General features: G+C 42.1%; 19 protein-coding genes. 4 read left to right on the top strand and 15 right to left on the bottom strand.

All coding sequences use genetic code 11. The features are described 5' to 3' along the window. The first annotated feature begins 99 nt into the window (after nucleotides 1-99). Together ampD and ampE are read left to right on the top strand one after the other, a co-directional pair. Entirely contained in the window at nucleotides 100-639 is a 540-nt protein-coding gene (ampD, locus tag HC733_RS05585) for a 1,6-anhydro-N-acetylmuramyl-L-alanine amidase AmpD (protein WP_190364062.1), read from the top strand. Between the two features lie 11 nt (nucleotides 640-650). Then, entirely contained in the window at nucleotides 651-1,493 is an 843-nt protein-coding gene (ampE, locus tag HC733_RS05590) for a beta-lactamase regulator AmpE (RefSeq protein WP_190364063.1), read from the top strand. 46 nt (nucleotides 1,494-1,539) lie between these two features. Here the strand turns inward: ampE and HC733_RS05595 are convergent, their stop codons facing one another. The 3 genes from HC733_RS05595 to HC733_RS05605 form a co-directional block, all read right to left on the bottom strand. Next, entirely contained in the window at nucleotides 1,540-2,145 is a 606-nt protein-coding gene (locus tag HC733_RS05595) for a hypothetical protein (RefSeq protein ID WP_190364064.1), read from the bottom strand. A 135-nt stretch (nucleotides 2,146-2,280) separates the two neighbouring features. Continuing rightward, nucleotides 2,281-2,541 carry a helix-turn-helix transcriptional regulator gene (locus tag HC733_RS05600; RefSeq protein WP_238937462.1) on the bottom strand — a complete coding sequence of 87 codons (261 nt, stop codon included), beginning with the start codon at nucleotides 2,539-2,541 and terminating at the stop codon, nucleotides 2,281-2,283. A 326-nt stretch (nucleotides 2,542-2,867) separates the two neighbouring features. Then, nucleotides 2,868-5,366, bottom strand: coding sequence for a PilZ domain-containing protein (locus tag HC733_RS05605; protein ID WP_190364065.1), 2,499 nt, complete (start codon nucleotides 5,364-5,366; stop codon nucleotides 2,868-2,870). Nucleotides 5,367-5,562: 196 nt separating this feature from the next. On the opposite strand from HC733_RS05605, the gene radA reads away from it, so the two are divergent. Both radA and HC733_RS05615 read left to right on the top strand, forming a co-directional pair. Continuing rightward, entirely contained in the window at nucleotides 5,563-6,933 is a 1,371-nt protein-coding gene (gene radA, locus HC733_RS05610) for a DNA repair protein RadA (RefSeq protein ID WP_190364126.1), read from the top strand. Nucleotides 6,934-6,942: 9 nt separating this feature from the next. Next, nucleotides 6,943-7,860 carry a hypothetical protein gene (locus HC733_RS05615; RefSeq protein WP_190364066.1) on the top strand — a complete coding sequence of 306 codons (918 nt, stop codon included), beginning with the start codon at nucleotides 6,943-6,945 and terminating at the stop codon, nucleotides 7,858-7,860. Between the two features lie 54 nt (nucleotides 7,861-7,914). Here HC733_RS05615 and serA read toward each other — a convergent pair whose 3' ends face one another. From serA to dnaG, 12 genes are all read right to left on the bottom strand, one after another. Beyond that, nucleotides 7,915-9,144, bottom strand: a complete 1,230-nt coding sequence (gene serA, locus HC733_RS05620; RefSeq protein WP_190364067.1) for a phosphoglycerate dehydrogenase — start codon at nucleotides 9,142-9,144, stop codon at nucleotides 7,915-7,917. A 12-nt stretch (nucleotides 9,145-9,156) separates the two neighbouring features. After that, nucleotides 9,157-9,810 carry a ribose-5-phosphate isomerase RpiA gene (gene rpiA, locus HC733_RS05625; protein ID WP_190364068.1) on the bottom strand — a complete coding sequence of 218 codons (654 nt, stop codon included), beginning with the start codon at nucleotides 9,808-9,810 and terminating at the stop codon, nucleotides 9,157-9,159. Between the two features lie 78 nt (nucleotides 9,811-9,888). Beyond that, the gene (locus HC733_RS05630) at nucleotides 9,889-10,497 is read right to left on the bottom strand and encodes a 5-formyltetrahydrofolate cyclo-ligase (RefSeq protein ID WP_190364069.1); all 609 of its coding nucleotides are present in this window, start codon (nucleotides 10,495-10,497) and stop codon (nucleotides 9,889-9,891) included. Between the two features lie 4 nt (nucleotides 10,498-10,501). Next, nucleotides 10,502-11,050 (bottom strand): hypothetical protein, encoded by a 549-nt coding sequence (locus HC733_RS05635; RefSeq protein ID WP_190364070.1) that lies wholly within the window; start codon nucleotides 11,048-11,050, stop codon nucleotides 10,502-10,504. Between the two features lie 124 nt (nucleotides 11,051-11,174). Beyond that, on the bottom strand, nucleotides 11,175-12,461 hold the full coding sequence (gene purD, locus HC733_RS05640) for a phosphoribosylamine--glycine ligase (RefSeq protein ID WP_190364071.1): 1,287 nt from the start codon (nucleotides 12,459-12,461) through the stop codon (nucleotides 11,175-11,177). A gap of 15 nt (nucleotides 12,462-12,476) precedes the next feature. Continuing rightward, nucleotides 12,477-13,325 carry a class I SAM-dependent methyltransferase gene (locus HC733_RS05645; RefSeq protein ID WP_190364072.1) on the bottom strand — a complete coding sequence of 283 codons (849 nt, stop codon included), beginning with the start codon at nucleotides 13,323-13,325 and terminating at the stop codon, nucleotides 12,477-12,479. Between the two features lie 98 nt (nucleotides 13,326-13,423). Then, entirely contained in the window at nucleotides 13,424-15,010 is a 1,587-nt protein-coding gene (gene purH, locus HC733_RS05650) for a bifunctional phosphoribosylaminoimidazolecarboxamide formyltransferase/IMP cyclohydrolase (RefSeq protein ID WP_190364073.1), read from the bottom strand. A 228-nt stretch (nucleotides 15,011-15,238) separates the two neighbouring features. Next, complete coding sequence (gene fis, locus HC733_RS05655; protein ID WP_005491017.1) at nucleotides 15,239-15,529, bottom strand: DNA-binding transcriptional regulator Fis; 291 nt, start codon at nucleotides 15,527-15,529, stop codon at nucleotides 15,239-15,241. Between the two features lie 19 nt (nucleotides 15,530-15,548). Then, complete coding sequence (dusB, locus tag HC733_RS05660; protein WP_190364074.1) at nucleotides 15,549-16,520, bottom strand: tRNA dihydrouridine synthase DusB; 972 nt, start codon at nucleotides 16,518-16,520, stop codon at nucleotides 15,549-15,551. A gap of 283 nt (nucleotides 16,521-16,803) precedes the next feature. After that, entirely contained in the window at nucleotides 16,804-17,676 is an 873-nt protein-coding gene (gene prmA / locus HC733_RS05665; RefSeq protein WP_190364075.1) for a 50S ribosomal protein L11 methyltransferase, read from the bottom strand. A gap of 79 nt (nucleotides 17,677-17,755) precedes the next feature. Continuing rightward, on the bottom strand, nucleotides 17,756-19,597 hold the full coding sequence (gene rpoD, locus HC733_RS05670) for an RNA polymerase sigma factor RpoD (protein ID WP_190364076.1): 1,842 nt from the start codon (nucleotides 19,595-19,597) through the stop codon (nucleotides 17,756-17,758). A 122-nt stretch (nucleotides 19,598-19,719) separates the two neighbouring features. Next, nucleotides 19,720-21,459 (bottom strand): DNA primase, encoded by a 1,740-nt coding sequence (gene dnaG, locus HC733_RS05675; protein WP_190364077.1) that lies wholly within the window; start codon nucleotides 21,457-21,459, stop codon nucleotides 19,720-19,722. Nucleotides 21,460-21,500 lie beyond the last annotated feature (41 nt).

The following is a 21,500-nucleotide window of genomic DNA, read 5'->3' on the forward strand; positions in this document are numbered from 1 at the left end:
GAATTTTACTGTGTTGCGCGCATTTACACAATCGTCGCTAGTGAATTTATATCAAGCTTGATAAGGTAACAGTATGATAATTAGAGAGCATTTTGTATTATGTCGTTAGATTGGTTGGTTGAAGCTCAAAGGCGGCCATGTACCTTCTATAATGATAGGCCTGAGCAAGAAGAGATTTCTCTTTTGGTGATCCACAATATCTCTTTGCCTGCGGGGCAATTTGGCACGCCTTATGTGGATGCACTGTTTTGTGGCACATTGGATTGCAGCGCACATCCTAGCTTTGTAGATCTAGAAGGGTTAAAGGTATCAGCGCATTGCTTTATCAAACGAGATGGGCGTGTACTGCAGTATGTGCCTTTTAGCAAGCGAGCTTGGCACGCAGGCGTATCAAGTTTTGCTGGGCGAGAACACTGTAACGATTTTAGCATTGGTATAGAACTAGAAGGGACTGATGACTGTGCTTACAGTGAGGCACAATATAACCAGCTTGCTGCGATTACAACGCAGTTGATGCAAGCTTACCCTGCTATTACTAAACAACGAATTGTAGGTCATTGCGATATTGCACCTGGGCGCAAAACAGATCCAGGCGATGCGTTTCAATGGTCACAGTTTTTTAATCAATTAAAACAATAAAGAGCAATGTTATGATTTTAATTTCAATCATTTTGGCGTTAGCGATTGAGCGTTTAGCGGCGAGAGGGAAATATTGGCAGATGAGTCATTATGCTGAAGTTTACCTTGCCCAAAGTGCATCGTTCAAAAGCGTGTTCAAATCAGGGTTTGGCGTTATAACTTGGCTTGTTATGCCAAGTATTTTGTTGGCTTTAATATATGATGCATTTGATTCGGTTTTGCTAGAGTTGGTGCTAAACGTATGCGTGCTACTTATCTGTTTTGGCTGCGCGCAGCAGCGAGCACGTTATAAAGGCTATCTTAATGCATTAACGCGTGGCGACAATGAAGCTGCAACTTTATATGCCTTACAAATGGGACAAAAGCGCACTGAGCTTGAGCAGGGCGGTGAGTGGTTTGGACAAACCTTGGTGTGGGTTAATTTTCGCCACTACTGTGCGGTAATTTTTTGGTTTGTGTTTTTGGGGGCTGCTGGCGCAGTATTGTATGCGTTAGCGCGCAGTCTATTTGAAGCAATTGATGAAGACTCGGAACACGCATTGAAAAATCATGGCCAGCGTTTGCAAACCTTATTGCATTGGTTAGATTGGCTACCTGCTAGAGTTGCGAGTTTTGGTTACTTGATAATCGGTAACTTTTCAAAAGGCACAAGTTGTTGGCTTAAATATGTACTTGATTTCAAAGTGTCGAATCGTTGTGTTGTTACCTCTACAGCGCTTGCTGCAGAGCAAATCGAACAGCAGTATGCTGGTTGTACTTACGAAGCAACATGTATGATGCGTTTGGTGAAGCGCAATATCTTGTTTTATTTGGTATTGATTGCATTGCTAACGTTGTTTGGCAACTTAGCTTAACAGCTGAAACTTAATGCCGAGCAATGTTTTGCTCGGCATTTTAAACTTAGCTAGGACTTAGGTTTCTTAATTGTCGCGCCTCTTTAACTAGCATTAATATAGCAAATAACTGTAGCGCGATAACTATGCGTTTTAATATTGGATAATTGTAGTAGACCCAATCCCAACTCCAGAACATTTTTGCTGAGCTTTCTTCTAACCCTAAATATTCTAAATTGCGAATAAAGTTTTCACCGAGTGCAAGTAAATTAACAATAATAAAAAGCGCGTAAACACTAATGAGTAATACTTCAGCCTTCATCATATGCACGTCCTTTGTATAAGACGGACAGAGGGTCCTTGAGAGTGCAGGACGAAACATAACAGCAAACAAGGCAACAATATCGAACCCTAGGTATGTAGAATAGATAATCGTGTTCCGCCAAACATTTGCGAGTTCAGTATTGGGTATCAAAATTTGACTCACTTGAATGGCTGTTTCAGTAGAAATGATCACGAATAGTAAAATCGATAGATGCAACACATTAATATTGTGCCTACCTGAGATAGCGGCCAAAATTACGGCAGAAATTAGGATTGCTTCAGTATATGCTGATGTATCAAGTAAAATAAGTATAAACGCTGATGCAGCCAGTATGGCAAAATTAATCATGTTATTCCTAAGGCGACTGTGTTGATTGTACCATTGGTGGAACTGGAGCAAATTTAGCTACCTTTGGGCCATTGCCATTGCGATCGCCACTCCCCCCACATATTTTTTTTAGATCTTTCGTTGATAGTTCTTTCATCATGATTTTTTCTCTCGTGTTTTAATTTCATCTATTTTTTTGCCACGTATTTGAGAAAAGATGGAACTAAAGTCAATACAATGATAGGTGCAAAGTATTATAAATTGGTTTACTTTTGGTTGAGTAATATCGTTCTCCCAATTTTCATACGTTTGGCGAGTGACACCGAGTGCCTTTGCTACTTGTTTTGTTGTCTTACGTCTATTAACACGCATTCGACGCAAATCATCGCCTGTAATGTTATTAAAAAAATCTCGCAAGACTTATCCTTAGCCGTTAGTAATTTAAGGAATAAAGTACATTGGGTGTTTATTGTTTGTAAATTTATTTTACATTTAATTTGCAAAATAAATTTGTCATTCAGTACGCTATTATTTAGACACTATCTAATATGGAGTTACAATTGTGAATGAGAATAACATACTTATAAATGCCCTTTCTAATGCTGCTCTTGAATTGCTTCTCAGAACGTCAGGAACAAATTGCGATTACACAATCGCAATTGAGTATTTACTCTCTCAAATATCAGCTTTAACTAAGGAATAGCTAGCTTTTATCTGAATCTGGAACGTGCTCTCTGGATTGTTTAGCTCAGGATACTTTTAAGCCAAGCTTGCTTTCGAAGCTTCATAGCCGTGACCAATTTATTATCCAAATCAAGCGTTCTAAGGTGCTCATCAGTTACATCAATTAAGTCACACACACCGGTTACTTTCCATAACCCTTCTTCTAACTCCTTTGCTTTATGTAGCGCGTAATGGCTCACATATCGCAGTTCATTTGCTAAGTAATCAGTATCGGGGCGTCCTGTTTTTGACACATGTAAGTGAAACACAAACAAAATATTCTTCGACACGGCTTTTTTCAAAAACAACGTCAAAGGCTCTTGAGGCTCACCCTTTTCAATACAGTGACTTTTTAGGGCTTTGCTTAGCTCTTTTTCATTGCTGTCAAAACTCACGAACAGGTTGTATTTGAGTGGCTTACTCTTACGACTATGCTTTCTTACAGCTTCAGTTAAAGCACCTTCAACAAAGCCTGATGGGAACAGCGGCCTGATATTCAACTGGCCTTGCTTCGCATTGTGATAATACATCAATAAGCGATGTATTGGCGTAGGGTAGAGGCCTACGCCAACGGCACCAATTTTGTAATGTGACGTTTCTTTATGCAGATAAAACGGAAATTGACACACACTTTTGGTGATCATATTTCTCAAAGCGGTCGACAAGCCAGGGATCCTTGGTGACTCTTTGCAAGGCTGTAGCTTATCTTTGTTACTGTCAATCAGCAGCTTGAAAAACTCACTGGCTACTTGCGGTAAATCTGTAAGCTTACTTACCTTGAGGTTAATTGTGGTTTTAGTCTTACTAACAGCAACAACCTCATAACGCAGATTGCTCAAGGTATATTGTTTAGTGATTTTTTGTAGATCGGGTAAATCAAGGTGAATAATATCACCTTTGGTCATGGTAGTTGGTTGCGCCAGTTGTACTTGCAGCCCCATAACTGATAAATCAAGTGTGTAACCACTTACCTCTGTGTGATTGTCAATATGAATGACCACCGCAGTTTTGTACAGGTAGCGTTTGTGCGATCGTAAGTTGACATATTCTAACGAAACCACTTCTAATTTGGGCGGGTTTAATGCTTTTCCTCGGCCAAAAATCTTTAGCTGATTAACGATACTTTTATCAAACAATACCTTTTTATAGGCCTCTTTTTGATGCTCTGACGAAATATCTGTAATGAGTGCTAAATATTTGACATTGTTGATATGGCTTTGTACTCGTGGGGTAGGAGGCTTATTCAGTTTTTCAATATTTTTACTCGCGTTGGCCGGCAATGAAAGAGGAATGAAGGCATCTTCGTGGTGGCTGGGCATAAGTTGAACTTTAAAGGTTCTCCAGCTATTTTTCTGTGCGCCATAAGCAACAAACAAGTTACGCAGCTGTGCTTGCTTAGCTAATTCAAAATCAAAGGCAGAGTAATGATAAATTTTCCCTTCTTTGATATGTGTAAAACAATAAAGAATGCTTTCTTTAACCGCGCTTGGTAGCGCAAGCATAGTACTTAAACGTGTCTGCGATAAGATTTGATACAAGCAAGATGTTTTTCTTTCATCTTCAAAGTAATAATTAATAAAGGCGTTATTTTCGTTAGTTAAAGCAATAGTGGGGAGAAGTAGCTGCTCTGCTTGTGAAATAAAAACGAATAACGAGCTTACTCTTGGATGGTAATATTGCTCATATCCTTTGCAGATAATTGCATCCATGGTGTTGTCTAAGTTCACTTTATAGCGGCGCTTATTGCCATGGATAAAGCTGTTTAAAAATTCATCAAACGAGTTGCTGTTTTCAATAAAAGTTCTTTTCAGTCTGACGTGCTGTTGCTCTCTAGATAAAGGTTCTACAGCCACAACTTCATACTGAATGCCATCTTTTAGACCGAGCTCAAACTCTTGCTCTAAACCAATTAGTCGCACGCTGACCAGCTGTGAGGGCTTAACACGTTCTTTTGCTGGGATCTTTATTTTGGCACCACTGAGGGAAATATCAGAGGTTGTACCGCTGACAGAATGTCCTTTGCCAAGCTCGATAGAAATTTTTATTGAATAGTTCATTCGCTCTTCAATACGGCTCTCGTACGATGCAAAACGAATGAGCTTGGCATGGTTAGGAAGATCTGGAGCAATGTCATTTATTAGACTTTCATTATCAAGCGCTTTTTTTTGCATAACCCGAAAGTTATTTTCGGTCTGCATAACTTCTTCATAAACGGCTAACGTGTATTTACCATGGCGTTCAATTTCTCGTTCAAACACTTCTATGGCTAAATCATCCATAAAGTGTTGCTTTCCTTCGTACTCATAGGGCTTAACTTCGCCGTCAACTTGACCTCGTAAGTCGATAAAGCGGGCAATAGGCTGCGACAAACGAGACATTTCCATTTTTAGTAAGAACCTGTCAGGCTTGGAAATATCTTTAGTCATTTGATCAAAAATTTTATCGAAGTTAGGATCGCCCAACTGCGCTTTTAATTCTTTGATCAGAGGTTGATACTTCTGTAGCTTATCTTCAGCCATAATGACCCATTGTATTATCCATGTTTAAGCCCCAAGGCTTATTCGTTATTATTTGTTATACCAAGTCAGAACTATGACAATATTAAATCATAGTTAATTAATTCTAAACAATTCTGTTAACTTAGTCTGCTATTGCAGCCTTTATATTCTAAAGAGACAAAGTTACAGAATTTAAGCAATAAGTGTGCCCAATAGTATGGTAAAAAAGAAAACCGCCTTTGTATGTAGTGACTGCGGAGCAGAGTTTGCTCGTTGGCAAGGACAGTGCTCTGAGTGTAGAGCGTGGAACACAGTCACAGAATTTCGTGTCCCTTCTGTAAAGGCACCACCGCGCAGTGCTGCAATGGCAGGCTATGCGGGGATGGTGGACGCCAAGGTACAAACTTTGGATGAAGTAAATTTAGAAAGCTTGCCACGCTTTAGTACAGGCTTTAAAGAATTCGACAGAGTGCTTGGTGGTGGGGTTGTGCCAGGAAGCGCGATATTAATTGGTGGCTCACCAGGGGCGGGTAAAAGTACTGTGCTGCTACAAACCATGTGTTTGCTCGCGCAAACCATGAATACCCTTTATGTGACGGGTGAAGAATCACTGCAGCAGGTTGCGATGCGGGCTCATCGCCTTGGCTTGCCAACGGATAAACTACGCACTCTCGCCGAAACCAATGTAGAGACTATTTGCCAATTAGCCTTACAAGAAAAACCCAGCATTATGGTCATTGACTCCATTCAGGTTATGCACATGAGTGATGTTCAGTCGGCACCAGGTAGTGTGTCACAAGTGCGAGAAAGTGCAGCGTACCTCACTCGATTTGCCAAGCAAAACCAAGTTGCTATCTTCATGGTAGGGCATGTTACCAAAGATGGTAGCTTAGCTGGTCCTAAAGTATTAGAGCACTGTATTGATTGTTCGATTTTATTGGAAGGTAGTTCAGATAGCCGTTTTAGGACTCTACGAGGCAATAAAAACCGCTTTGGTGCGGTGAACGAGTTAGGGGTTTTTGCGATGACAGGGCAAGGACTTAAAGAAGTAAGCAATCCTTCTGCTATTTTCTTGAATCGAGGTGAAGAGCAAACGCCAGGTTCTTTAGTCATGGTTATCTGGGAGGGAACGAGGCCGCTGCTGGTCGAGGTACAAGCATTGGTGGATTATTCCCAACTGGCCAATCCTCGTCGCGTAACGGTTGGTTTGGAGCAAAACCGCTTGGCTATGTTACTTGCCGTATTACATCGCCATGGAGGTTTGCAAGTGGCTGACCAAGATGTCTTTGTTAATGTTGTGGGCGGTGTAAAGGTATCCGAAACCAGCGCTGATTTAGCTTTGATAGTTGCGTTGGTATCGAGTTTTAAAAACTATTCGTTAGAGCGTCAGCTGGTGGTTTTTGGCGAAGTTGGATTGGGAGGTGAAATTCGCCCAGTACCCAGCGGCCAAGAGCGCTTAAAGGAAGCGGCCAAGCATGGCTTTAAACGTGCAATCGTACCCAGTGCAAATAAACCAAAAGAGCCGATTGAAGGCATGGAAGTGATAGCGGTTAATAGCTTAAGTGAAGCACTCGATGCACTTTTTTAAAGAGACTTAATGATGAAAAAGGTACTACTTGTACTTGGGGCTGTACTGGTTGGTTATGGGGCTATGCAGCAAGTGGCCAATCATAATATTCAGACCAAGCTTGAACAGCAGCTAGTCAATATTCAAAAGCAAAGTGGTATCAATATATCTTACCAAGATGTTGGTGTTGATTTGTTGAGTGATACCGTGAATATACATAATCTGGTTGTGGACGACAAAGAGCATAACACTATGTTCAGCATCAATAAATTAACACTTATAGGGTATGAACCAAATAAGATAAGCGAGCTGACGCGTTTAAAACTAACGGGATTGACCTATAGCCAATATGCAAAGTCACTGCTGCCTGAGGTTGCTTCTTTGTTGAAAGATAGCCGACTTAACTTTGATATTTCACTTGCATATGACTCGCTCAATGGGGACTCTACATTGGTAGCTAAAGCAAATGCAGAGCAGGTAGTGTCTTGGGAGTTGGGCGTTGCATTGAGTAACACGACACCGCTAATGGAGTCGTCTTTACTTGTGCGGGAACAACAAGCCGAACCTTTTGCTAAAAATGAGAATGAACTGACATCTGATGAGAAGCAGCTAATTGAGGCGATATCTCGCGTTTATATCAATGCGTTGCACTTTAAAGTTAAAAACTTAGGCGCGATGTCAGAATTTTTGACGCAGCAACTAAAAATCAATCAATATGATGATAAGACGTTTTTAGTGCGCACTAAGCAATGGGTAGAGCAAAGTGAGTTGAAGCAGGAGGTTAAAGCGGGCTTAATGCGTTTTTTAAACGGACAACAGATGTTAAATATAACAATGACACTTCCTGAGCAAACAACACTTGAGTCTTTGTCTCATAACCTGACAATGTTAAATCATGATGTAAGCGCATTTTCAGAATATGTACAACTACAAGTGACAGGTCAATAAACAAAAAGGCCGCGAGCACTGCGGCCTTTAGATGCTTTTCTTTTAATTACAGAATTAATGTAAGATCCTAGCTCGGATAGTACCTTCAACAGCACTTAATTCTTTTAAAGCGACTTCTGAATGATCGCTATCCACATCAATAACAACGTAACCTATCGTATCGTCGGTTTGTAGATACTGAGCCGCAATGTTAATGCCGTGCTGTGCAAACGCTTGGTTGATCTGTGTTAACACGCCAGGACGGTTGTGGTGAACATGTAACAAACGACTGCGATTAGCAAGCTCAGGAAGAGACACTTCAGGGAAGTTAACTGCGCTAAGCGTTGAACCATTGTCAGAATACTTTGCTATTTTACCCGCGACTTCTATACCGATGTTTTCTTGAGCTTCTTGTGTTGAACCACCAACATGCGGTGTTAAAAGTACATTATCAAACTCTCGCAGCGGAGATATGAATTCTTCGTCATTTGATTTTGGCTCTACAGGGAAAACGTCAATAGCAGCCCCTGATAGCTTTTTGTCTCTTAGTGCTTCTGCTAGTGCATCAATATCAACAACGGTGCCGCGAGATGCGTTGATCAAAATAGCGCCTTGCTTCATCACTTCTAATTCAGCCATGCCAATTAGGTTTTTCGTTGAAGGGGTTTCTGGCACATGCAAACTGACGACGTCTGAGCGTTGCAAAAGCTGTGTCATGTTTTGAATTTGCTGTGCATTTCCCAGTGTTAGTTTGTCTTCAATGTCATAGAACTCGACTTTCATGCCGATATTCTCTGCCATGATCCCTAACTGAGTTCCGATGTGGCCGTAACCAATGATGCCTAACGTTTTACCACGTGCTTCATATGAGCCCACCGCTGACTTGAACCATTCACCACGATGCGCCATAGCATTGCGTTGTGGAATACCACGTAACAATAACAATATTTCACCTAATACCAGCTCGGCAACAGAGCGGGTATTTGAAAAAGGCGCGTTGAAAACGGCAATACCACGTTCTTTGGCGGCTTGCAGATCAACTTGGTTAGTTCCAATACAAAAACATCCTACAGCAACTAGTTTTTCTGCGGCATCAAGTATTGATTCGGTTAAATTTGTGCGAGAGCGGATACCCACAAAGTGGGCATCTTTGATACGCTCTTTCAACTCATTTTCAGGTAACGATGTTTTTACGTAATCTATATTACTGTAGCCATTGCGTTTGAGTGTTTCGACTGCGCTTTGGTGTACGCCCTCTAACAGCAAAATTTTGATTTTATCTTTGGCTAACGATACCTTACTCATGACTGATTCCTATTAACTGATCTTAGGGCCCTCAGGGGTCCCAATAATAACAATATCGGCTCCACGCTGCGCAAATAAGCCATTAGTCACAACGCCGACAATTTGGTTGATAGTTTGTTCTAACTGCTTAGGTTCCTCGATTTGCAAGTTATGCACATCAAGGATGACATTGCCGTTATCGGTGATAACACCTTGTCTATAAACAGGGTCACCACCTAATTTTAATAATTCTCTTGCAACATAGCTGCGTGCCATTGGGATCACTTCCACTGGTAGTGGGAAAGCGCCCAAAGTGGTAACATGCTTGGTATTATCCACAATACAAATAAATTGTTTGGCGACCGCCGCGACGATTTTTTCACGCGTTAGTGCAGCGCCACCACCTTTGATCATGTCGTTGCTAGCATTAATCTCATCAGCGCCATCAACATATATATCAAGGACATCCACATCGTTGAGCTCAAATACTTCAATACCAAGTGCCTTGAGCTTTTGTGTTGACGCTTCAGAGCTAGAAACAGCGCCTTTAATTTGTTCTTTAATGCTACCTAAGGCATCGATAAAGTGGTTCACTGTTGAGCCTGTGCCAACACCTACTATGGTGTCTTTTTTCACATATTCTAATGCAGCCCACGCAGCTGCTTTTTTCATTTCATCTTGGGTCATTACGTAATTCACTGTGTTGTCAAATAGAACACTGTGAGTATATCGTAATTGTGGCCTAAGAATGAGTCTGTTTATGTGTTACCACTGATAAAATTTGCTTGGCGTAATGATCTGCTGTAGCGGAACATCCCATGCTTCCACCGGGAGTTGTTCAACCTGCTGGCAATCATGTGCAAGGCCAATTAACTCAGGCTTTTGCAAGTTTTCTTGGTAATAGCGCGCCAAAGTTTTATCGTAATAACCGCCGCCCATGCCCAAACGATTTCCAAAGCTGTCAAATGCAACGAGAGGCATCAGCAAGTAATCGAGTTCATAAAGCGGACAAATATGACTACAGTTCAACTTGGGTTCCAAGATAGCATAGCGATTAAGCTTCATGGGTGAATTTTTTTCATATCTCTGGAAGAGTAATGTGGTGCCATTGAAAGGGTGGATTACAGGTAGGAATACTTGGTGTTTTTTATCATTAAGTGATTGTATTAATTCGGATGTATCTAGTTCTCCATCATTGCTTAGATAGAGGCCTATTTTGGCGTTTTTAGTGAGTTTTTTGTGTTGAAAAAAATTAATATTAATTTTTTTCGCGGCGAGTTTTTGCTCTGAATCACTCAGGTTATTTCTCGCTTTCCTAATATTCTTGCGAATATCTGAACGTGATAGGCTTAAACTTGATTGATGATGAGGCATTTATCTAATCTAAATTGAACCATTGTGGATACATGATAGCCAACGCTAATACCGTTAATAATACAATTAGCACGGTAGCGAGTAGGTATTGCAGTTTACGTGTTGGCAATTTCTTTTTTGTTTCAAGATCTAACTCTAATTCGTCGAACAACTCGTCATCTTGCCATTGAGGAGACTCTTGTTGTTGCTCTTCACGCACTTGCTCCGGTAGGCGTTGTTCAAGCTCTTCTAAGCGTTCCTCAATACGAATCAGGCTGCTGGTGATATAGTCTAGCGCTTCAAATACGCGTTCATCTTTTTGTTGTTGGGCAAGAATTTGAGACACATTTTCTTCTATGGGGATAAGCTTTGCTTGAATACCGAAACTAGCTAGGAGTTTGACTTGTTTTAAGCACTTGGCTTTATCAGCCACAGCAAATAAGGGTTTATTCGCTAAAAAGCCATTAGCCTTTTGCTCTGAGATTTTTAATTTAGCACATAAATTTGTCACAACTTCTTCAGCTGATGTAGTGTTCTCTAATCCCACAAATGAGACGCGGTATCTTTGTGACATGGTTATTCCTAAAGCTTTGCTAATGCTTTGAGTATACCGAAATTTTTATAGGTTGCGAATGTGTTGTGCAGTACATGCGTGGTGAGATAAATTAGGCCAGCTTGTCGCTGGCCTAAAGGAGTATTTATTGTTGCTCTCGAGCAATAGCGCGATACGCAATATCAGTACGATATTCTACGCCGTCCCAGTGGATATCTTTAACGAGAGAGTAAGCACGCTTTTGTGCTTCAGTCACAGAGTGGCCAAGAGCAGTTGCACATAACACTCGACCGCCAGCAGTAACAACATCTTCACCGTCTTGCTTAGTGCCCGCGTGGAATACTTTTTCCCCTTCAGGATAGCTCACTTGAAGGCCTGTTATAACGTCGCCTTTCGGGTAGTCACCTGGATAACCTTTAGCCGCTAGAACAACACCTACTGCAGCGCGAGGGTCAAACTTAATATCAAATTTATCAAGCTCTTCTCTATTTGCAGCTTCAATGAGTTCAACCAAATCAGATTGTAAACGCAACATGATAGGCTGTGTTTCAGGATCGCCAAAACGACAGTTATACTCAATAACTTTAGGCGTACCATCAGCGGTGATCATCAGACCTGCGTATAAGAACCCTGTATATGGGTTGCCTTCGCTCGCCATTCCCTCAACGGTTGGATAAATCACTTCATCCATAACTCGTTGGTGGATTTGCGCAGTAACAACCGGTGCAGGAGAGTACGCTCCCATGCCACCTGTGTTCGGACCTTCGTCGCCATTGTATGCACGTTTGTGATCTTGGCTGGTGGCAAATGGCAGTACATTTTTACCGTCAACCATAACGATAAACGATGCTTCTTCACCTTCTAAGAACTCTTCGATAACTACGCGGCTACCGGCTTCACCAAACGCATTACCAGCTAGCATGTCGCGAATAGCTTCTTCAGCTTCGGCTTCTGTCATTGCAACAATAACGCCTTTACCCGCAGCTAATCCGTCTGCTTTTACAACAATTGGTGCACCTTGTTCTTTCAAGTAGGCCAATGCAGGCTCTACTTGTTCAAACGTTTGGTACTGAGCTGTTGGGATATTGTGACGCGCTAAGAAATCTTTGGTGAAAGATTTTGATCCCTCTAACTGTGCTGCCGCAGCAGTTGGACCAAAAATAGCTAGGCCTTCTTCGCGGAAGCGGTCGACCACACCAATTACCAGTGGAGCTTCAGGACCAACAATAGTCAGTTCTACTTTATTGTCCTTTGCAAATGTAACCAGCGCTTCGATATCTTCAACACCAATAGCTACGTTGGTTAGCTTAGGCTCTAATGCAGTGCCGGCGTTGCCCGGTGCTACAAATACTGTTTTTACCGATGGGTTTTGAGCGGCTTTGAACGCAAGTGCATGCTCGCGGCCACCACTGCCAATGACAAGTACATTCATGGCGTTATTTTCCTATTAAAGCTTTTTAAATTTCAGAGTCATGCGATCGCTTTCCCCAATAGCGTTGTATTTATCAGCTTGCTCTTCACCTAGTGCTAAACGAGGCGGTAAAGTCCATACTCCTTTAGGGTGATCAGCCGTGTCTTTTGGGTTTGCGTTGATATCGCTTTGTGCGACTAATTCAAAACCTGCTTGTTTTGCTACTTCAATCACGTAACTTTGCTTCATATAACCTGAGCGTTTTTGGTCAGCATCATCACGCTCTTCTGGTAAGCGGTGCTCTACCACGCCTAAAATACCGCCAGGTTTAAGCGCTTTATTAAATGCTTTAAAGGCACTTAGCACACCTTGATGTTCTCCTCGCATGTACCAGTTATGTACATTTCGAAAAGTCAGAACCATATCGGCGCTGCTAGCAGGTGCAATATCTAAATGAGTAACAGGTGCAAATTCGGTTATTTTAACTTCACTAAAGCGCGGATCATTCGCCACTTTGTCTTTAAAGCCATCTAAAGAGCGTTTGTAATACCCTTGTGAGTCAGCAGGAAAGTGTGCAGCATACAATGTACCTTGACCTTTTAACGCAGGAGCTAAAATCTCAGAGTACCAGCCACCACCAGGGGCAATTTCAACAACCGTCATACCGTCTTGAAGACCAAAGAACGCGAGTGTTTCTATCGGATTGCGGTATTGGTCACGAGCTCGGTTTTCTTCAGAGCGCTCTGCATTTTGTGTCGCAGAAATAATAGCTGATGCGCTCGCAGATCCGCCTGTCACCTGAGTGCTGTTAGCGTTATTGCTATTACAGCCTGTTAGCGCGGTTATAATCGTTGCAGCAAGTAGTGTTTTTAAACCAAATTTCATTCTCTGTTCCTTCACTTTTGTGATTGTGTTTTAAGCAGAATACTTGAAATTAGTGCAAACAAAAAGCGCGAATCGTTAAACGGTTCGCGCTGTAATTTTTAGTGACGGAAGTGACGCATTCCGGTAAATACCATCGCCATGCCAGCTTCGTCGGCTGCTGCGATGACTTCTTCATCGCGCATCGAGCCACCAGGTTGAATCACGGCGGTAATTCCAGCTTCAGCCGCGGCATCAATACCATCGCGGAATGGGAAGAAAGCGTCAGAGGCCATAACAGACCCTTTGACTTCTAAGTTTTCATCCGCTGCTTTGATACCTGCGATTTTTGCTGAATATACGCGACTCATTTGACCTGCACCGACACCAATCGTCATGCCATCACGGGCATAAACAATGGCGTTTGATTTAACGAATTTAGCGACTTTCCAGCAGAACAGCAGATCTTGTAACTCTTGCTCAGTAGGTTGGCGTTTAGATACAACTGTTAGGTCATCTAAAGTAACCATGCCCTGATCTCTGTCTTGTACAAGAATACCGCCGTTAACACGTTTGATATCTGCTTGTGTGGTCTTGGCACCCCATTGTCCGCATTCTAATAGGCGAACATTCTTTTTCGCAGCAACAATTTGTGCCGCTTCTTCAGAGATGCTAGGAGCGATTATCACTTCCACAAACTGGCGAGATACGATGGCTTCAGCAGTATCACCATCTAACTCGCGGTTGAATGCGATGATGCCACCAAACGCTGAGGTTGGGTCAGTTTTAAATGCGCGGTCATAGGCTGCGAGGATGTTGTCATCTACAGCAACACCACATGGGTTCGCGTGCTTTACGATTACACAAGCTGGTGCATCAAATTCTTTTACGCATTCAAGCGCTGCGTCTGTGTCGGCAATATTATTAAATGATAAAGCTTTACCTTGCAGCTGTTTAGCGGTGGCTACAGAGGCTTCTTGCAAATCATTTTCTACGTAAAAAGCGGCATCTTGGTGCGAGTTTTCGCCATAACGCATATCTTGCTTTTTAGTGAATTGCATATTGATAGTGCGTGGAAATTTGGTTTCAACAGCCGCTTCATCTGTGTAATCAGGAACCATATTACCAAAATAGTTGGCTATCATACCGTCATACTGAGCGGTGTGCTCATAGGCTGCGATGGCTAAATCAAAGCGAGTTTTATAAGTTGTCGAGCCATTATTTTCTTTTAGCTCTTTAATAACGCGGTTATAGTCATGCGTATTCACAACAATGGTTACATCTTTATGGTTTTTAGCCGCGGCGCGAACCATAGTAGGTCCACCAATATCGATGTTTTCAATTGCATCTTCAAGGCTACAGTCAGCTTTTGCAACAGTTTGTGCAAAGGGGTATAAGTTAACCACAACCATGTCGATAGCGCAGATATCATTTTCGGCCATAACGGCTTCGTCTTGGCCGCGACGCGCTAAAATGCCGCCATGTACTTTGGGGTGCAAAGTTTTTACACGGCCATCCATGATCTCGGGGTGACCTGTATAGTCAGATACTTCCGTGGCAGCAATGCCGTTATCCGTTAGTAATTTAAATGTACCGCCTGTAGAGAGGATTTCTACGCCGTGTGCGTTTAGTGCGCGGGCAAGTTCTACGATACCGGTTTTATCTGACACGCTTAATAACGCGCGACGAATTGGACGATGTATATCCATGATGGTTTGGATTTCCTCAATGATAAGTTAAGGGCTAGCTTAGAAGGGCGCTATTTTAGCCTAATTTACGTAAGAAAACGATCATAAACCGCGATGTGCCATTGAGAATTTCTGAATTTATTGTTGGAGCAATATGTTAGCGCGCAGGCATAAGTATAGGAATGAAGCATGAAACGTAAAAAAGCACCCTAAGGTGCTTTTTTATTTACGTAATGAACAGATTTGATTTTAGTTCATGCCGTATTTTTTAAGCTTTTTACGTAAAGTACCACGGTTGATACCTAGTAAAATCGCAGCGCGAGTTTGGTTACCACGAGTATAAGTCATTACTTCCTCAAGTAACGGCGCTTCTAGCTCTGAAAGAACAAGATCGTAAACGTCTTGCACATCTTGACCGTTAAGCTGCTTTAAATAGTGATGAACAGCTTTTTTTACTGCATCGCGTAAAGGTTGCGGTTTCTCTTGTGACTGAACATGAGCGTTAGTGATAAATGGAGAAGTCACATTTTGTTCGAACATCATTATGTCTCTTTCTTTCTTAGTTAGCTGCTAGTGTTTCAAAGTATTGTTCTAATGCCTCGATCTGCTCATTTGGCGTCTCAAGAGCATTAAATACTCGCCTAAACTGACCTGCTTGGTCATGAGTTTGCAAATACCATGATACATGTTTGCGTGCGATGCGCGCTCCCATCGGCTCACCGTAAAACTGATGAAGATTTTCTAAATGCTCCATCAAAATGCTACGTACCTCAGAAACTTCTGGTGCTGGTAGCTGTTCTCCAGTTCGCAAAAAGTGGTCTATCTCCCTAAATATCCAAGGGCGACCTTGGGCGGCTCGACCAATCATGATGGCATCTGCGCCCGTATAATCCAGTACCTGCTTCGCCTTTTGAGGAGACGTAATATCCCCATTGGCAACCACAGGTATGTTCACTGCACGTTTGATATCCCTTATCGTGGCATATTCAGCTTCTCCTTTGTACATACACGCTTTAGTGCGGCCATGTACGGCAAGAGAGGCTATGCCATTACGTTCAGCAATTTTAGCTATTTCAACACCGTTGCGATTTTGCGTATCCCAACCCGTACGGATTTTTAGCGTTACAGGCACTTCTACAGCTTCGACCACTGCTTGAACTATCTGCTCTACTAATTCTGGATACTGCAACAGTGCAGAGCCTGCTAGTTTCTTATTCACTTTCTTTGCAGGGCAGCCCATATTGATATCTATGATCTGCGCCCCATTTGCTACATTGAACTGCGCTGCTTGTGCCATCAACAAAGGATCGGCACCGGCAATTTGCACTGAACGAATGCCAGACTCGCCACTATGATCCATTCGGTTCATTGACTTATCTGTTTTCCATACCTTAGGGTTTGACGACATCATTTCTGATACAGCTAAGCCTGCACCCAATCGACGACATAATTGTCGAAAAGGTCTATCAGTGATCCCCGCCATAGGGGCCACAATAATGTTGTTATCAAGTTGGTATGGACCAATACGCACAGTAGTTCAATCTGCCTCTTTTCAAGGGGCGCTAAGTTTACGGTTTTTTTTGCAAAAATCAAAGGCTATAAATTGAACATTATTGCTTTTTTTTTGAACTTTCTGGGTTGACTTTTTATAACAGTTTGAGTCGTGAGTCTATTTGTTTGATTTTTGTTCAGAAGAAGATAGGGAGTGTATAAAAATAAATCGATGCTTGCTGTGAAAAAACAGTAAAGCCTGTTAAACACAGGCTTTAGCTGTTACAAGTTACTAACTCTGAGTTCCAATAAAAACTCTGCTTTTAAGCTTTTTGACCACTTACTCGAGTCCATTCGCCATCTTGTGCAATGTCATCAAGCGCAATAAAAGGCGCATACACGTCAGCAACTGATTGTGCTTGCTCAGCTAAGATACCTGACATGGCAATTAGGCCATCAGGTTTTAAAAAGCCCAAGATAATTTCGTGCAGCTCTCTAAGTGGCTGTGCGAGGATATTTGCAACCACTACATCGGCCGCAAATTCAGGCTGATCTTCGGGTAAGTAAACCTCTAATTTATCTGCCACGCCGTTACGCTGCGCATTGTCTAAGCTCGCAGCTAGTGCTTGAGGATCAATATCAATACCTATCACGCGCTGCGCACCTAGCTTGATGGCTGCAATTCCCAAAATGCCAGAGCCACAGCCAAAATCAACTACTGTTTTACCTCTTAAATCTTGGCTCTCTAACCACTGCAAACATAGTGCTGTGGTTGCGTGTGAGCCAGTACCGAAAGCCAACCCTGGGTCTAACAATACATTGATTGCTTCAGGGTCTGGAACATCTCGCCAACTTGGGCATATCCATAACCGCTCACCAAACTTAATAGGATGGAAGTTATCCATCCATTCTCGTTCCCAGTCTTTATCTTCAAGTTGCTCGATTTTATACGTAAGCGGTTGTTCACTATTGGCTTTTAGATAAGCAACAACTACATCCATATCATGAGCGGCATCAAACAAGCCAATCACAATCGTGTCTGGCCAAAAGATCACTTCACCAGGTTTTGGTTCGTAAACGGGGTTGTTGCTGCCGTCCATAAAAGTGACCGAAGGGCAACCTACATCGAGTAATAAATCACTGAGTTTGTCAGCTGTTTCTTTGTTAGCGTGAATGCGGATTTGGATCCAAGCCATGAGCTTTCCTAAAATTTGCGAGTTATTAAAAAGGCCGCAGTTGCGGCCTTTATTCAATTCTTGTTGAATTAAAAGGGCATTAACCTTTTACATCCAAAAAGCTTTTCAGAAGATCTGAGCGTGAAGGGTGGCGCAGCTTACGTAGCGCTTTTGCTTCAATCTGACGAATACGTTCACGTGTTACATCAAACTGTTTGCCCACTTCTTCAAGTGTATGATCAGTATTCATGTCGATACCAAAGCGCATACGTAGTACCTTCGCTTCACGAGCGGTTAAGCCCGCTAGTACTTCGTTGGTTGCACCGCGAAGACTTTCCATTGTTGCCGAGTCGATTGGCGACTCAATGGTTGTGTCTTCGATGAAATCACCAAGATGAGAATCTTCATCATCACCGATAGGCGTTTCCATAGAGATTGGCTCTTTAGCAATCTTCAGTACTTTGCGAATTTTATCTTCAGGCATCATCATACGCTCAGCAAGCTCTTCAGGGTTTGGCTCACGGCCCATTTCCTGAAGCATCTGGCGAGAGATACGATTAAGCTTATTGATAGTTTCAATCATATGTACCGGAATACGAATAGTACGCGCTTGGTCAGCAATTGAACGTGTAATTGCCTGGCGGATCCACCATGTAGCATAAGTAGAGAACTTATAACCACGGCGATACTCAAACTTATCAACCGCTTTCATCAAACCAATGTTACCTTCTTGGATTAGATCTAAGAATTGTAAACCTCGGTTGGTGTATTTTTTAGCGATTGAAATTACAAGACGCAAGTTTGCCTCAACCATTTCTTTTTTCGCACGGCGAGCTTTAGCTTCACCAATACTCATACGACGGTTGATATCTTTAATTCTTTCAACGGTTAAGCCGGTGCTTTCTTCAATAGCTTTAAGCTTGTTGATACAACGCTCAATTTCAGGTTTAACTTCGGCTAGTTTCTCAGAATGCTTTTCACCCGCTGCGATTTCAGCGTCAATCCAAGACATATCTGTTTCGTTATTAGCAAAATGCTTAACGAATGTTTTCTTTGGTACTCTAGCAATTTGAACAGCTTGTTTCATGACGATACGTTCTTGTACACGTACTCTGTCCATCATTTCGCGCATGTTGTTAACCATGCGGTCAAACTGTTTTGGCACTAGTTTGAAAGTACGGAATAACTCGCCAATTTCAAAAATTGCAGCTTGTGAATCTGGGTGTGCACGGCCTTTTGCTTCAAAGACTTCTCTTGCTTTATTATATAAAGCACGAAGCTGTTCAAAGTGAACGCGAGCTTCTTCAGGATCAGGCCCCGTATCGGCATCTTCTTCATCTTCGCTGCTTTCATCATCTTCATCATCTTCATCAGCTAAGTCTTCATCGCTTAGCTCCGAGCCGATGTGCGTTGCAGAGATTTGCGTCTCTTCAGCGTTAGGGTCAAAAAAGCCTGATACGATGTCGCTTAGGCGCATCTCTTCAGCTTCAAACTTGTCCCATTGCTCAAGCAAATAAGTGATAGCTTCTGGGTACTCTGCTACAGAGATTTGAACTTGGTTGATACCTTCTTCAATTCGCTTTGCGATTAAAATCTCGCCTTCGCGAGTTAGTAGCTCAACAGTACCCATTTCACGCATATACATGCGTACCGGATCGGTAGTACGACCGATTTCTTTATCTACCGAAGCAAGTGCTGCTGCTGCTGCCTCTGCGGCATCTTCGTCGGTAGTGGTTTCCTGCATCATCAATTCATCGGCATCAGGGGCGCTTTCGGCTACCTGAATACCCATGTCATTGATCATACTGATGATGTCTTCTACCTGATCTGAGTCTATTATGTCTTGTGGAAGGTGATCGTTAACTTCTGCAAAAGTTAAGTAACCTTGCTCTTTACCTTTCTGAATCAGAAGTTTGAGTTGTGACTGAGGAGATTGATCCATAGAGATTTATGCTTCCACTCTGATAAGTTGATACAACAGGCGCCAGCTAAAAACACCCAACAATTTGCATGACGCAGTGAATAGAACATTATAGCAGCAAAATTTAATTTTGACTAGCTCTTCTACCGCTTTAAAGCTTGCATCAATAGTGCACATTCTTGTCGTTCTTCGCTGGTTAAACCTTGTGTTTTGTCTTTTATAAATAAGGTCTCTAACCTAAAGTTTAAACATTGATCTTCAATAAACTGAAAAGTATTTTGAAATTCTTGTATTAAAGCTTGGTCATTGATCTCATGTTGCCAAACGGCCAGTTTTTGTAACGCCTGATATTGTGGTTTGTCCCTAAAATATTCAAGTAGTTGTGCTGTGGTATAACTTGGATGATTTAGACAAACAGACTGCAGCTCTAACAGTAACTCAATACCGGGAATATTCATTTGCGCAAGTTCGGGTAGGTAGTCAATGCAAGTCGCTAGGCTTGGATGCTGTATTAGCAAACCAATCGCTCTGCGCATTGGGGTTACCTTAAACTTTCGCTCAATATTTTTTTGCTGTTTTGGGGTTGCAAGCTTGGCAGATAGTTGTTCAGTGGTTCTGCCTATAAGCCGTGCTAGCTTTTCTAGTAAACTTTCTTGGTAAAACTCACTGGGGAGTTTACTTATCAAAGGTAAAGCATCACTGAGTAATTTAGCTTTACCAGCATCATTTGTTAAATCGCAACTTTGCGCTAACTTATCAAATAATACTTTCGAGAATTCTTTTGCTTGCGATAAACGTTGCTCGAACTTATCTTTACCTTCTTTTTGTACTAATGAGTCAGGGTCTTCGCCATCGGGTAAAAATACGAATTGCAGAGACTTGCCATCTTTTAAATACGGCAAGGCATGTTCAAGCGCGCGCCATGCGGCATCTTTGCCGGCTCTATCGCCATCATAACAGCAGATAACCTTATCAGTGGTTCTGAATAATGTTTGCATGTGCTCAGCTGTGGTTGCCGTACCAAGAGCTGCAACGGCATAGGTTATACCTTGCTCTGCTAGCGCCACAACATCCATATAACCTTCAACAATCAATATTTTATCAAGCTTATCATTAGCTTGTTTAGCTTCAAAAAGACCATACAGTTCAAAGCCTTTATGGAAAATGCGTGTTTCAGGTGAGTTGAGATATTTCGGCCCTTGAGCGTCTCCCATAACGCGACCACCAAACGCAATTACGCGGCCACGCTTATCCCTGATGGGAAACATTAATCTATCTCGGAAAAAATCAAATTGGCGACCAGGTGTCTTTTCCGATGCGAGTTTCAACTCAATTAATTGCTGCTTTTGTTGCTGATTTCTACCAACTTGTTGGCATAGAGATTCCCATTCTGGCGGGGCATAACCAATCATGTAATGTTGAACTGTTTCACCAGACAGACCGCGGCTTTTAACGTATTCAATGACTTGACTGGCATTTTTATGATGTTTCAACTGATGTTGATAAAACTTGGCAGTTTGCATCATTAAGTCGTAATCGGAGCGCTTTTGTTCAACTGTTCGCTCAGGTTTGCCAGTGCTTTGTTCACGAGGCACTTCTAGATTTAGAAGACTTGCAAGTTCTTCTATGGCGTCGACAAATTCAAGTTTGTCGTACTCCATCATAAATGAAATTGCGTTGCCATTCGCACCACAACCAAAACAATGGTAGAACTGTTTGTCTCTTGATACGGTAAATGAAGGGGATTTTTCGTTATGAAAAGGGCAGCATGCTTGATAGTCTTTACCTGCTTTTTTTAGCCCAACACGAGCGTCGATCAAATCGACAATGTCGGTTCTATCAAGTAATTCATCAATAAACTGTCTTGGGATCTTTCCAGCCATACTTATTCTAACGAAGTTCCTTTATGCCTAGACGAAGAAAC

It is taken from the genome of Pseudoalteromonas sp. S16_S37, assembly GCF_014694405.1.
Lineage (GTDB): Bacteria > Pseudomonadota > Gammaproteobacteria > Enterobacterales > Alteromonadaceae > Pseudoalteromonas.

Bases quoted from the DNA above. Each gene is read 5' to 3' on its own strand.
- ampD (WP_190364062.1), top strand. From the start codon at position 100: ATGTCGTTAGATTGGTTGGTTGAAGCTCAAAGGCGGCCATGTACCTTC.
- ampE (WP_190364063.1), top strand. From the start codon at position 651: ATGATTTTAATTTCAATCATTTTGGCGTTAGCGATTGAGCGTTTAGCG.
- HC733_RS05595 (WP_190364064.1), bottom strand. From the start codon at position 2,145: ATGATTAATTTTGCCATACTGGCTGCATCAGCGTTTATACTTATTTTA.
- HC733_RS05605 (WP_190364065.1), bottom strand. From the start codon at position 5,366: ATGGCTGAAGATAAGCTACAGAAGTATCAACCTCTGATCAAAGAATTA.
- radA (WP_190364126.1), top strand. From the start codon at position 5,563: ATGGTAAAAAAGAAAACCGCCTTTGTATGTAGTGACTGCGGAGCAGAG.
- HC733_RS05615 (WP_190364066.1), top strand. From the start codon at position 6,943: ATGATGAAAAAGGTACTACTTGTACTTGGGGCTGTACTGGTTGGTTAT.
- serA (WP_190364067.1), bottom strand. From the start codon at position 9,144: ATGAGTAAGGTATCGTTAGCCAAAGATAAAATCAAAATTTTGCTGTTA.
- rpiA (WP_190364068.1), bottom strand. From the start codon at position 9,810: ATGACCCAAGATGAAATGAAAAAAGCAGCTGCGTGGGCTGCATTAGAA.
- HC733_RS05630 (WP_190364069.1), bottom strand. From the start codon at position 10,497: ATGCCTCATCATCAATCAAGTTTAAGCCTATCACGTTCAGATATTCGC.
- HC733_RS05635 (WP_190364070.1), bottom strand. From the start codon at position 11,050: ATGTCACAAAGATACCGCGTCTCATTTGTGGGATTAGAGAACACTACA.
- purD (WP_190364071.1), bottom strand. From the start codon at position 12,461: ATGAATGTACTTGTCATTGGCAGTGGTGGCCGCGAGCATGCACTTGCG.
- HC733_RS05645 (WP_190364072.1), bottom strand. From the start codon at position 13,325: ATGAAATTTGGTTTAAAAACACTACTTGCTGCAACGATTATAACCGCG.
- purH (WP_190364073.1), bottom strand. From the start codon at position 15,010: ATGGATATACATCGTCCAATTCGTCGCGCGTTATTAAGCGTGTCAGAT.
- fis (WP_005491017.1), bottom strand. From the start codon at position 15,529: ATGTTCGAACAAAATGTGACTTCTCCATTTATCACTAACGCTCATGTT.
- prmA (WP_190364075.1), bottom strand. From the start codon at position 17,676: ATGGCTTGGATCCAAATCCGCATTCACGCTAACAAAGAAACAGCTGAC.
- rpoD (WP_190364076.1), bottom strand. From the start codon at position 19,597: ATGGATCAATCTCCTCAGTCACAACTCAAACTTCTGATTCAGAAAGGT.
- dnaG (WP_190364077.1), bottom strand. From the start codon at position 21,459: ATGGCTGGAAAGATCCCAAGACAGTTTATTGATGAATTACTTGATAGA.